General features: G+C 35.3%; 8 protein-coding genes. 6 read left to right on the plus strand and 2 right to left on the minus strand.

Annotated features, from left to right (window positions below):
• Positions 1 to 68: 68 nt before the first annotated feature.
• On the minus strand, positions 69 to 1,505 hold the full coding sequence (locus tag MSWAN_RS11900) for an MFS transporter (protein WP_013826899.1): 1,437 nt from the start codon (positions 1,503 to 1,505) through the stop codon (positions 69 to 71).
• Positions 1,506 to 1,918: 413 nt separating this feature from the next.
• Here MSWAN_RS11900 and lysA point away from each other — a divergent pair, with 413 nt between their 5' ends.
• From lysA to pyrB, 5 genes are all read left to right on the plus strand, one after another.
• Positions 1,919 to 3,205: a diaminopimelate decarboxylase gene (gene lysA, locus MSWAN_RS11905; RefSeq protein WP_013826900.1), complete on the plus strand. Its 1,287-nt coding sequence runs from the start codon at positions 1,919 to 1,921 to the stop codon at positions 3,203 to 3,205.
• Positions 3,202 to 4,089: a diaminopimelate epimerase gene (dapF, locus tag MSWAN_RS11910; protein ID WP_013826901.1), complete on the plus strand. Its 888-nt coding sequence runs from the start codon at positions 3,202 to 3,204 to the stop codon at positions 4,087 to 4,089. The genes lysA and dapF overlap by 4 nt, the downstream gene beginning before the upstream one ends.
• Before the next feature lie 433 nt (positions 4,090 to 4,522).
• Positions 4,523 to 6,841 carry a DEAD/DEAH box helicase gene (locus MSWAN_RS11915; RefSeq protein WP_013826902.1) on the plus strand — a complete coding sequence of 773 codons (2,319 nt, stop codon included), beginning with the start codon at positions 4,523 to 4,525 and terminating at the stop codon, positions 6,839 to 6,841.
• A 289-nt stretch (positions 6,842 to 7,130) separates the two neighbouring features.
• Positions 7,131 to 7,859, plus strand: a complete 729-nt coding sequence (locus tag MSWAN_RS11920) for a tRNA (adenine-N1)-methyltransferase (protein ID WP_013826903.1) — start codon at positions 7,131 to 7,133, stop codon at positions 7,857 to 7,859.
• A gap of 217 nt (positions 7,860 to 8,076) precedes the next feature.
• Entirely contained in the window at positions 8,077 to 9,000 is a 924-nt protein-coding gene (pyrB, locus tag MSWAN_RS11925; RefSeq protein WP_013826904.1) for an aspartate carbamoyltransferase, read from the plus strand.
• Positions 9,001 to 9,154: 154 nt separating this feature from the next.
• Here pyrB and MSWAN_RS11930 read toward each other — a convergent pair whose 3' ends face one another.
• The gene (locus MSWAN_RS11930; RefSeq protein WP_013826905.1) at positions 9,155 to 10,300 is read right to left on the minus strand and encodes an orc1/cdc6 family replication initiation protein; all 1,146 of its coding nucleotides are present in this window, start codon (positions 10,298 to 10,300) and stop codon (positions 9,155 to 9,157) included.
• 1,511 nt (positions 10,301 to 11,811) lie between these two features.
• Between MSWAN_RS11930 and MSWAN_RS11935 the strand changes: the two genes are divergently transcribed.
• The gene (locus MSWAN_RS11935) at positions 11,812 to 12,741 is read left to right on the plus strand and encodes a cobalamin biosynthesis protein (RefSeq protein WP_013826906.1); all 930 of its coding nucleotides are present in this window, start codon (positions 11,812 to 11,814) and stop codon (positions 12,739 to 12,741) included.
• Positions 12,742 to 12,773 lie beyond the last annotated feature (32 nt).

A 12,773-nucleotide genomic window follows, 5' to 3' on the forward strand; every position in this document is an offset into this window, starting at 1 on the left:
AAAAATTCATATTGAATATTTTAAGATTTATATCCGTTTATGTGATTAATTTATAAAATAAGGTGATTTTAAGGTTTAACTTCATCATATATCTCTGAAACTTCTTTTTTAATTTTTTCAGTGCCCATCCCCATAATGGATAATACTGCCATTCCAGCACTTAATATGGCTGCAAATGTAACCACCAGGTGCATTCCTGTTGTGAAGTTGTATGCATCCAAGTTGAAGAGTTGGTGCATTTGAAGTACCGCTGGTGAGACTGTAAAGTTAATTAATATACCTGCATAGCATACTGCAAATACCATTCCAAGGTTTCTCATGGTTACTATAATGCCCGATGCAACTCCTGCCTGACCCATAGGTATTTTAGCCATTATGGCCTTGTTGGTGGGAGACTGGAATATTGCGGTTCCAACCCCCAAAAGTGCAAGGCGCAGGAATACATCGGTGGCTGTTGAGAAGATGGTGAGCTGTGTCATGGAGTAAAATGCCACAACACAGATCATGGCTCCAAGGAAGGAGAGGGATCTTGAACCAAATCTATCGGACAGAGCACCACTTAAAGGTGCCAATGCCATCATTATAATTGGAGATGCTGTTAAAACCAGTCCTGTGGTGTTTGGTGTGAGATGGAGGACTTTCTGCAGATAGAACGGCATTATAAATATGATCATGTACATGCATATGTAGTTGAAGTGCAGGCTCAGGTTGTATGCTGAAAAGCTGGGGTTTTTGAAGAGTGAAAGGTTGAGCATAGGGTCTTCAACACGGTTCTCCCTCCGAATAAAGAGTAAAAATGTCACCACTGCAAATACTATCATTAAAATTGTTTCAATATTTAAAGAATTTATCGTTATGTAGTTTAGAATGTAAACTACCGCGAAAAGACATGCAAACTCAAGTAAAGTACCTGGAATATCCCATTTAACCTTCTTGGTTTCCCCAATTTTGAGTATACGGTAGCAGAGCAGAAAACTCAGTATACCAGTTGGAACGTTCACAAGGAATATGGCCCTCCAACCAAATGCAGCATCAAGTATGCCTCCGATTGCAGGGCCAAGGGCCAATCCCGCCGCAACTGCCACTGCATAAATTCCCAGGGCTTTGCCAAGTGTGTAGGTTGGGAAAGATTTTTTAATTATTCCCATGGATACCGACAGCATCATGGCGGCTGTAAAACCTTGTAAAGCTCTAAAAATGATCAGAAGCTGGATAGATGGTGCCAGGTTGCAGAGGAGGGATGTTAATATGAACCCCACCAACCCTGTCAAGTAAAGCCGTTCATGCCCTAAAAAATCACCCAAACGGCCAAAAAAGAGGACAAATCCCAGTAAAGTAATTAAATAACTTGTTAAAACCCATTCTGAAGTTACAAGGCTTGTACCGAAAAATTCTGTAATGGATGGCAGTGAAACATTGACCAGACTGGCATTTATCGGGACCATCGTACTTCCCAATGCTATTGCAAACAAAATTTGCCAGCTTTTTCGGTATGGATCCTTCAAAGTAATCCATCCATCTGAATAATGTTTTTATACATCTTTTAATCATTTAAACAAACTTATTTAAAAATTAAGTAATTTTTAACCTTTATATTTAGAATAAGATTTATATTTGTTCTTATATTAATTATTTGAAATGTATATCATAAAATTTTTCATGAAAAACATCGAGTGATTTCAGTTTTTTGGTGATTTTTCGTGATGATATGAATAAAATTTCATCTTATCTTTTCAGATGATGAAATGAAAATTAAAATAAAATTTTTAAGTTTTTGATGTTTTTTAGGATGGTTCAATTGAAAGTTTAGGACTCCTGTGATGCCCCTACAAACTATTTTTTTTATTGCAAAATTTTTATATGATAAAGATTAAAAATTGAACATCAACTTTACTTTTCTGTTTTTGGAGGATAATAGATGAATTTCGATTTAGAAACAAATAAAAAAGGAAATCTGAGCATCGGAGGAGCTGATGCATTAGAACTTGCAGATGAATATAAAACTCCGCTTTACGTCATTGATGAAATGAAAATAAGGGGAAACTACAGAAGGTTGTACAAAGCTTTCTCAAAACAATACGATAATTTTAACATGTATTATGCATGTAAGGCCAACACTAACCTTGCAGTAATGAAAATATTGGAAGAAGAGGGAAGCGGAATAGATGCAGTATCCCCTGGTGAGATATACACATCCCTGCTTGCTGGATTCGATCCTTCAAAAATTCTTTACACTGGAAACAACGTCACAGATGAAGAGCTTGAATTTACAATATCATCTGGAGTTAGATTGAACATTGATTCAATTTCACAGCTTAAAAGACTTTCAAAACTGTCAGGTGCAGAGGGAATGGAAATATCATTCCGTGTAAATCCTAATGTTGGAGCAGGACACCATAAACACTGCATAACTGGTGGACCGTTAAGTAAGTTTGGTATTATGGAAGAAGAAGCTGTAGAAGTTTACAAACTGGCCCAGGAACTTGGTTTCAAACCAGTTGGTATCCACAGCCATATAGGCTCAGGAATACTGGACCCAGAACCATTCATGCTTGCGGTTAGAAGTTTGATGGACATTGCAGGAAGGGTGCATAGGGAAGCGGGAGTTGAATTTGACTTCATAGACTTTGGAGGAGGTATTGGAATACCTTACGAGCCTGAAGAATCCAAACTCGATATCGATCTCTTCGCTCAAAAAATCGTGGACCTTTTCAAAGAGAAGTTAGGAGAGTACGACCTTGGAAAACCTACAATGTGTATAGAACCCGGCCGTTATATAGTTGGAGACAGTTCATACCTACTAACGAGGGTGAACACTGTAAAACAGAGCTACAGAAAATTCGCAGGAGTTGACGCCGGTTTCAATACACTCTTAAGGCCAACCATGTACGGTTCATACCACCACATAGTGGTTGCAGACAAGCCTGGAGCAGAACCAACTCAGACTCTAGATATTGCCGGAGATGTTTGTGAATCAGGAGATCTGTTTGCAAGGGACAGGCCAATGCCAGATATAGGGGAAGGGGACCTTCTTGCAATACTCAATGCAGGAGCATACTCATTTTCCATGTCATCCCAGTACAACAGCAGACCACGACCCGCAGAGGTACTTGTGAAAAACGGTGAAGCAGATGTTATAAGAGAAAGGGAAACTTTTGCAGACGTCCTCGCAAAACAAAACGTGCCTGTGAGGTTGCTCAAATGAAAAATACCCTTTTAATCTTCTCCAAGATGCACGGACTCGGAAACGACTACGTTGTAATTGATGAGAGTAAAAAAGAGATAATCCCTGAGTATAAGAAACCAGAAATTGTGGAGGAACTGTGCAGACGCGGGTTTTCAATAGGAGCCGACGGTGTGATCTTCGTTGTGCCACCAACTGTGGACAAAGCAGATATAAGGTTCAGGATATTCAACGCAGATGGAAGTGAAGCTGAAATGTGTGGAAACGGGATAAGATGCTTTGCAAAATTTGTTTATGAGAACGGGATCGTTCCCCATGATGAAATGGTGGTTGAAACACTCGGCGGCATTAAATATCTGGAACTTATAGTTCGAAGCGGAGAAGTCCTGGCTTCAACTGTTGATATGGGCAAAGCAAACTTCAAAGCTGATGCAATCCCGATGATAAACCCTTTGATCGGTACCGACGAGTTTATGGACCAGGAACTGATCGTTGATAGTAAACCAATGAAAATGAGTGCAGTAAGTGTTGGCAACCCACATGCGGTTATATTTACAGATGAAGACCTTGAAACCATAGATCTGGACTATCTCGGCCCTTTAATAGAAAATCATGAGGCTTTCCCACAGAAAACCAACGTACACTTCGTCAATATCATCAACAGAGGGGAGATAAAGATGCTCACCTGGGAGAGGGGTGCAGGATTTACATACGCCTGCGGTACAGGTGCAACATCATGTGCACTGGTCGGTTACAAGCTTGGAAAACTCGATGAAAATGTTCTGGTGCACCTGCCGGGTGGAGACTTATTTATAGTTGTTTATCCAAGAGATGGTGGTCTTGGAGCATTCATGGAGGGTGATGCAGTCCTTGCATTCGACGGTGTTGTTGAAGTTGATATTTAAGGGAGATTAATGGATGATCAATGGGTTATTTAATGGATAACTAGGATGTAAAAATAGATGAAAATGAGGTGCATTACGAACATCTCATTCACCTATCCTATCTTGATCCGTCCATTTCAATTATAATGGATAACTTATCTTTTTTTTATTTTTCTTAGAAAATTTTTATCCGTTTTTTAAATTAGTTTAAAGAGTTAAGTTCTTTAAAAAATGAAGTTCATTTACAAATTTTTATAAAAATAATAATCTGAATGATATTTAATAATCTGGGAAATTGGAATATTGAGAATTCGTATATTTTACTTAGAGAATGGATATTTCTTATTCTCCTATTTTTATCCTTAATTAAAAACCAAAATAATTTTAACCCTTTTAAAAGTTCTTCTTTAAATCAGCACCATTTTTATATGTTTGATCTTAGATATAAAATTCCATGGAAAAATGGATTCAACACCCCCTCATAAAACCCGGAAAAATTGAATCACGATTGTATCAACAGATCCTGGCAGCAGGAGTGCTTAAAAAAGGTAACAGTATGATTGTGGCCCCAACAGCCCTTGGAAAAACTATTGTGGCCGCACTTGTGGCTGCAGAGAGACTTAAAAAGTTTCCTGATTCCAAAGTGCTGGTTCTGGCTCCGAGCAAACCACTGGTTATCCAGCACGAGGAGAGTTTCAGGGAGTTTTTGAAGGTAAGCACAACGTCATTAACAGGAGCCATAACCCCATCTAAACGAGTTAAACGGTGGTTTGACTCTCAAATAATCTGTGCAACTCCCCAAACAGTTGAAGCTGATGTTATATCTGGAAGGTACTCAATTGAAGATGTTTCGCTCCTAGTGTTTGATGAATGTCATCGGGGGGTGGGTGCATACTCTTACGTATATCTGGCATCCAAATACACAACCGATGGAAAGAATCCGTTGATACTTGGACTTACAGCATCTCCAGGATGGGATGACGAAAAGATAGGTAGCGTCTGTGAAAATTTATTCATTAAAGACGTTGTTATAAAAAGCGAAGAAGATGCAGATGTTGTGCCTTATTTTAACCCTGTGGATGTTAAATGGGTAAAAGTGGAGTTGAAACCAGAGCTTAAAGATATAAAATCCCATATGGACAAGGCGCTTAAAGCCCGGCTGAAAACTCTGAAGAGAATGGGAATAATAAGATCCGTAAGTGTCAGCAAAAAGGATGTGCTGGCTGCTAAGGCAAGTGCTCAAAGGAGGATAGGAAGCAGTGCAAACCCTCCTAAAAAATGTTTCTTGGCGATTTCTATTTTGGCTGCAGTTTTGAACCTTCTACACTCCCTCGAACTTCTTGAAACCCAGGGTATAAGCAACCTACACAGCTACTTTGGAAGGCTTCGTAAAAAGAGGACGAAAGCATCAAAGGGGCTCATGAATGATCCTGAATTCCACACAGCCATGGAACTCACAGAAAAGGCCTATGAAAACGGAATAGAACACCCCAAACTCGAAAAACTTATCAAAATTCTCAAAAATGAGCTCAAAAATCCAGAGTCAAGGATAATTGTTTTCACACAGTTCAGGGACACCGTTAACAAAGCCTATGATAAATGCATGGAAAATAATATAAACGCCGTAAAATTCTTTGGACAAGCATCAAGAGATACTGAAAAGGGTTTAACACAGAAAAAGCAGAAAGAAATAATTAAAAACTTTAAAAAAGGTGTTTATGACGTTTTAATATCAACCAGTGTGGCTGAGGAAGGTATAGACATTCCATCTGTGGATCTGGTGGTGCTTTACGAACCTGTACCATCTGAGATAAGGATGATTCAGCGTAGGGGAAGAACTGGACGAAAAAATAAGGGTAGAATGATCATACTCATGACCAAAGGAACCAGAGATGAGGCTTATTATTGGTCCAGTAGTAACAAGGAAAAGAAGATGAAAAAACAGCTTTCATCGGGCTATAAAACTGATCTGAATGGCTTCGTAAATGGTGCTGAAAAATCTGCTTTTGAAGCTATTGAATACAGCTACAAAGAACTTGAAGCTGATGAAAATTCTGAATTAAATGATGAAAAAAAAGAAAGACCTTTAGTATACGCTGATTCAAGGGAAGGGAATTCATCGGTTCTTAGGGAACTCGATAGATTGGATGTTAATATAAAAGTTAAGGGGCTTGCAGTTGCAGACTATCAGGTCAGCGATGAAGTTGCAATTGAAAGAAAAACAGCAAAAGATTTTATAGGTTCAATTATGGACAAAAGACTCCATAAACAGGCAAAAGAACTGGTTGAAAACTTTGAAAAGCCCGTGATCATACTTGAAGGTGAGAACCTTTACTCCAGCTTCATCCATCCGAACGCTGTGAGGGGTGCTTTGGCCTCTGTTGCTGTTGATTTTGGAATTCCAATAATACCAACCAGATCCGAGGCAGATACAGCGGCCATGATAACTAGAATTGCAATAAGGGAGCAGACGCATGATAGGCCTGCGATGCAGATCAGGACCGAAAAGAAGCCCCTGACTGCATGGGAGCAGCAGCTTTACATAGTTGAATCATTACCTAACGTGGGGCCTGTCACAGCAAGGAAGCTCCTTGAAGAGTTTGGAAATGTTAAAAATGTTATAAACGCCTCAAAGGATGAATTAAAAAATGTTGAAGGAATTGGGGATAAAATAGCCCAAAGAATCAAAACAGTTGTTGATTCTGAATTTAAAACAATTCGAAGTGGAAACAGTCTCCAAAAACCCGGTGAGGAATATAAATTAATAAAATAAAGATTGATTGGAAATTTAATTGATTTGAAATTAATTGAAAGATGAAAGAGATTTAATTGAAAGGATTAATTAAGAATAGAAAAATCAGTTAAAAATTTTAGAATAAAGATTTAGGGAATAAAATTTAGAGATACTTAAAGATTGATGATATTTCTGAAGGTTTATCTGAAGGTTAAAAATCTAAGATCATATCAAAAGAACCTGACTAATTTCAAATTAAAAAATTTTCAAGATTATAAAAAATAAGATTGTAAGAACTTTAATGTTCTGTAACTAAGGAGTGATTTAATTGCGTGTTCTCATCGATGAAAGGGAAAAGAAGTATATGGTTGGTGATGTGGAATTCCATACCGACTTTGGATTCATTAAAAAAGAAGATATAATTAACAGTAAATCAGGAGATATCCTTAAAACCCATCTTGGAAGAGAATTCCATGTTATAGAGCCAGATGTCAATGATTACATCGATTTAATGGAAAGAAGATGTTCAATAATTCTTCCGAAGGATGTTGGAATCATCACAGCTTATACAGGACTCGGATCAGGTTACAAGGTTGTGGATGCTGGTACAGGGGCAGGGGCAACCGCACTCCACTTTGGAAATATAGTTGGAAAAGATGGAGAGGTCAATACTTATGAAGTCCGTGAAGACTTTGCAGAAATTGCAGAGCGTAATATAAAAGGTTTTGGTCTTGAAAATATTCATGTAAAGTGTCAGGACATTACAGAAGGTATAGATGAAAAAAATGTTGACGTGGTGTTTTTAGACCTCCCAAAGCCATGGGACGTTGTTGAACACGCACAAAATGCCCTGAAAGTGGGAGGATACATTGCAACTTACACACCTTTCATTGAACAGATACAAATACTTCAGAGGGTTCTTAAAAAGTTCAATTTTTCAGAAATTGAAAGCTTTGAATGCATATTCCGAGGGATGGAAGTTAAAGCTAGAGGTACGAGGCCAAAAACAAGAATGGCTGGACATACAGGTTATCTTACATTTGCAAGACACCTCTAATGAGGAATTACTTCAAAAATTAGTTCACCAAGATTATAAATTACAAGGACAAAAAATAATTGGTTGATAAACGATTGTAAAAAAATAGTGTTGAACTATTTAAACTTAAGATCTAACTCATGAACATAGATGGAATTCAGTTAGCATTTCATTTATCTGAGAGTTTATCTTAAAATTTTACAATAGAAATGTTTTAGAATAGGAAATGGTGTGATACATGGACTTTAATCAGAAAGATATCATTTCAATTAGGGATTTCAGCAAAGAAGATATTGAATATATTTTAGATGTTGCAGAAAAGATGGAACCCGTTGCAAGGTCAAAAAAACGATCAAACGTTCTTTCAGGAAATATCCTTGGAATGTTATTTTATGAACCTTCAACCAGAACAAGGCTTTCATTTGAAACTGCAATGAAAAGATTGGGCGGTAGTACGATCGGATTTGCGGAAGCAAATGTGAGTTCAGCTACAAAAGGAGAAAATTTAGCTGACACAGCCAAAATAATAAGTGAATATGCTGACGCTATTGTTATAAGACATAATATGGAAGGTGCAGCACGTTTTGTGGCTGATGTTGTTGATGTACCGGTTATAAATGCAGGTGATGGGGCTGGACAGCACCCAACACAGACACTTCTTGACCTTTACACAATGAAGAGGGTGCTTGGAAGAACTGAAAACTTGCACGTTTCATTAATTGGAGACCTGAAATACGGAAGAACTGTGCATTCATTGGCATATGCCCTTGCAATGTTTGGTGTTGATATGAGCTTCGTATCTCCAACTGAACTGAGAATGCCACAAAGTATAGTGCACGATTTAAGCAAGACAGGAGTTTCAGTTGAAGAAACAGAAAGTATACATGACGTAATTGACAAAACTGATGTTTTGTATGTGACTAGGATTCAAAAAGAGCGATTCCCAGATCCTGAAGAGTACTCCAAGATCAAAGGGGCTTATATGATAGATCTAAAACTTCTCAAAGGTACAAATGCCATTGTGATGCATCCACTACCAAGAATCAGTGAAATAGCCCCTGAAGTGGACAACACAGCCTATGGAAGATATTTCGAACAAGCTTTTTATGGGGTTCCAGTGCGTATGGCTATTTTAAGCTTGTTAATGGATAAAATTGAGTGAAATATGAAAATAAAATAAGTGAAGAATATATTTACTTAATTAATATAAATGTAATTTTAAAAATGAAAATCACATGCGAAATAGTGGAACTGTATTTAAAAAAGGGATTAAGAAAAATTTGGATGAAAAAAGATTAAAAGTGAAATAGAATATATTAACTCCATATTGCATCTTCAAGGAGTGCCATTTCACATTGAAGGTCTATTATATTTGTTCTTCCTTTTCCTCTTCCTCTTGACACTGTTTTTGTTGATATAAGTCCTAACATTTCTAGCTCGTTTATAAAGTCAAATATTCTTCTGTAAGAGACTGAATCCCCCTTAGATATTTCTTTGTAAACATCGTAAAGCCGGCCTGAAGTTATCTCTTCCTTCTTCTTTGTGAGGTAAATTATAGATTCTAAAACCTTTTGCTGCTGACTTGGAAGGGTCATTACTATATCAGTAACTTTGTTGTGTTCTATGTAATCTTTTGCTTCTCTTACATATGTTTCTTGAACTATTTCAGACCCTTTTTCATCTGCAAGTTCTCCTGAAGTTCTTAAAAGGTCAAGAGCATATCTTGCATCCCCTTCTTCTTTGGCTGCAAGGGCTGCGCATAATGGTATCACATCTTGATGTAAAACATTATCTTTGAAGGAAAGTTGAGATCTTTCTTTCAGGATATCGACAAGCTGCTGTGCATTGTACGGTGGAAACACAATTTCACGGTCACGTAGACTGCTTCTGACCCTGGGTTTTATGAACTGTTTGAAGTCAACGAAGTTACTTATAGATGCAATAGAAACGTTATCTGTACGAGTTAAAGTGTAAAGAAGACCATCACCATCATTTTTTAGAAGAATATCTATTTCATCAAGAATTATTATTAGTATAAGGTCCTTTCCAAACACATCTTTTTTGAAAAGGTTTCTAAAAGCATTAATAACTTCTGCCTTTGTCCAACCTCTGTATGGAACATCACGTCCCATCTGTTGACATAGACGAGCAATAACTTGATATTCTGTAGTATAATCTGTGCAACGTATGTATTCAACCCTTACATTGATATTTTTATCCTTGGATATTTGTTCCAACTGTTTTCTTGCAAATTTCGCAACAGCTGTTTTCCCAGTACCAGTCTTACCATATATAGTTACATCTGGAGGCGTAACACTTCCTAAAGCTTCCACCCAGTATTTAGCTACGGATTTAATTTGCTCAGTTCTGTGAGGCAATTTGTCAGGTAAAAATCTATGATCCAAAAATTTTTTGCATTTAAAAACTGTCTTTTTTTCGCCTAATTCTTCAAAAATATTCATAGAGACCACTACTATTATTTTATAATAAAATTACGAATTAAAATTGAATCATTGATAATCTTAAGAGTCCTTGAGAGTTATCGTTAAAACTGATTTATCTTTTTGTTTTTAGTAAAATTGTCGAGTTAATGATGAGTAAAATGTTCAGGACTACTCAAAATTTTTTAGATTATTGGAATGGGTGCGTGTGAGGTGCATTTCAAGTGTAAAATTTATTTAAAAACCCTGAAATAATGATCGTTTGAGGTGCATTTCAAGTGTAAAGATGATCGTTACTAAGTCCCGATGATAGAGACGTGCATTTCAAGTGTAAGCAACGAGATTCCCGATCAAATTTTAAGTGTGGGAGATGCATTTCAAGTGTAATATGTACTGAGTTTAATATGCGTTTTATAGTTTTCGTATTATCAACGTTTATAATAAGAATAATAAGTGATGAATTTGGTAGAACTTGCTCATTAAATTGGAAAACACGGACTTTTGAGTTAATTCAACTATGTTTAGTAACTATGAAAAAAATGTATTATGAAATTGTTTTAAGTGTAATAGAAAATGGATTATATTAATTTAAAAGCTTTAAAACATAATATAACCATGTGTAAAAAATAATTAATTAACTTTAAGATAAAATTAAATCAAATTAATAATTTTAAACAGATGTACAAATAAAAAGTTAATTAAAGAATGTAAAAATAAATTTTTAGGTTATTAAATAATTGAAAAATTAAAATTAGTTTTAAAAAGGTTTAAAAGTTAATATTAATCCTTTAAACAATTTATTTTTTTATATTATAATAATAAATTATATAATAAATTATTTTAAAAATTTTATACTGATCCTATTGTAAAGTTAACATTATATATAAATGTACCTATTTTTTAGAAAAACTTTTAAAAAGAATATTTAGCAAATTTTGTGGTCCTATATATCTTAACAATAAAACCATTTTACTTAAATTTTTTAATTAGTATTCTAAGTTAAAAAAGAAAAAATAGAAGGTAAATACAGTTGAAATGGAACTCATTTTTTCATAATTAAATTAAAAAAAATCTTGACTCATATTTTTCAAAATTTTACACTTGAAATGTACCTCTCAAAACTTCAAAAACATTTTTGCACGCGTTTGTTACACTTGAAATACACCTCTCTTTTTTTTGTAAGATCTAAATTGAATGTAGATGATCTACTTACACTTGAAATCAATCTCTTACCCATTTTTTGATAAAAAAAAATAATGAAAATTTCCTAAATAAAAATTAATCAATTAAATGTAAGCTAAAAATCAAAAAAGTTAATAACAAAAATCTGATTTGAACAAAAATTTTATTTTACAGTTGAAATTGGTGTCTCACCCATGTTTCATATCTATCTGATATATTCATTCAATTTCAAGATTTTGATCCAATTTAATTTAAAAGCAACAAGATAAGATTTAAGCATGTTTTTGTAGAAAAAATCAAACAAAAAAAAACAATATAATAAAAGAAAGAATAAAAAGAGAATTATGAATATGAATATTCTTTTCATAATTTTAGTGGCAATAATTATAGATATTGTCTTTGGAGAACTTCCATCTCAAATTCATCCTGTTGTGATGATGGGCAAGTTCATAGATATTTTCAAGGGTTTCCTAACTAAACGTAACAGCAAATTAGCAGGTGCTATCTTCACAATTTTGATGATCGTCGTTTTTGTTACGGCGTTTTTCCTGATAATTCAATTATTCACATTTAATTACTTAATCTACCTTTTAATATCAGCTATTATTCTTTCAACAACATTTGCAATAAAAGTGCTTTTAAACTCTGCAGAACACATAAAAAATGATTTAAACCAAGATATTGAAACTGCAAGAAAATCTGTTTCTTACCTAGTAAGTAGGGACACTTCCAAACTTTCAAATGAAGAACTAGTTTCTGCAACCGTTGAAAGCCTCACAGAAAACATAACAGATTCTGTTGTGTCCCCAATTTTTTACACCTTCATATTTGGAGTTTTGGGTGGAATTACTTGCAGAGTTATAAACACATTGGACGCTATGGTTGGATATAAAAATCCTGAAAATATAAAAATAGGCTGGTTTCCAGCAAAATTGGACGACATCATGAATTATATACCTGCACGTGTTACAGGAATTCTTGTTACACTTGCAGCCCTCCTCTTAAGGTTTGATTGGAAAAGTTCCTACACGATCATGATGAGGGATGCCAGTAAAACACCAAGCCCAAACTCAGGATATCCAATGGCAGCGGCTGCAGGTGCACTTGGAATTAAACTCAAAAAAATAGGTTGTTATGAAATCGGAGACTCTATAAATCCTTTAAATCCTGACAAAATAACCGAAGCATTACTTCTTACCAAAATTACAATTATACTGTTTGTTGTACTTGCATCGGTTGTATTTGGAATCTTCTTGACCATTGCTGAACTTTTAATATAACTTTTTAATGTAAATAAATTTCAATGCTTTAT

This window comes from Methanobacterium paludis (assembly GCF_000214725.1).
Classification (GTDB): domain Archaea; phylum Methanobacteriota; class Methanobacteria; order Methanobacteriales; family Methanobacteriaceae; genus Methanobacterium_C; species Methanobacterium_C paludis.

Coding starts and splice junctions, on each gene's coding strand:
- lysA (WP_013826900.1), top strand. CDS start 1,919: ATGAATTTCGATTTAGAAACAAATAAAAAAGGAAATCTGAGCATCGGA.
- dapF (WP_013826901.1), top strand. CDS start 3,202: ATGAAAAATACCCTTTTAATCTTCTCCAAGATGCACGGACTCGGAAAC.
- MSWAN_RS11915 (WP_013826902.1), top strand. CDS start 4,523: ATGGAAAAATGGATTCAACACCCCCTCATAAAACCCGGAAAAATTGAA.
- pyrB (WP_013826904.1), top strand. CDS start 8,077: ATGGACTTTAATCAGAAAGATATCATTTCAATTAGGGATTTCAGCAAA.
- MSWAN_RS11930 (WP_013826905.1), bottom strand. CDS start 10,300: ATGAATATTTTTGAAGAATTAGGCGAAAAAAAGACAGTTTTTAAATGC.
- MSWAN_RS11935 (WP_013826906.1), top strand. CDS start 11,812: ATGAATATTCTTTTCATAATTTTAGTGGCAATAATTATAGATATTGTC.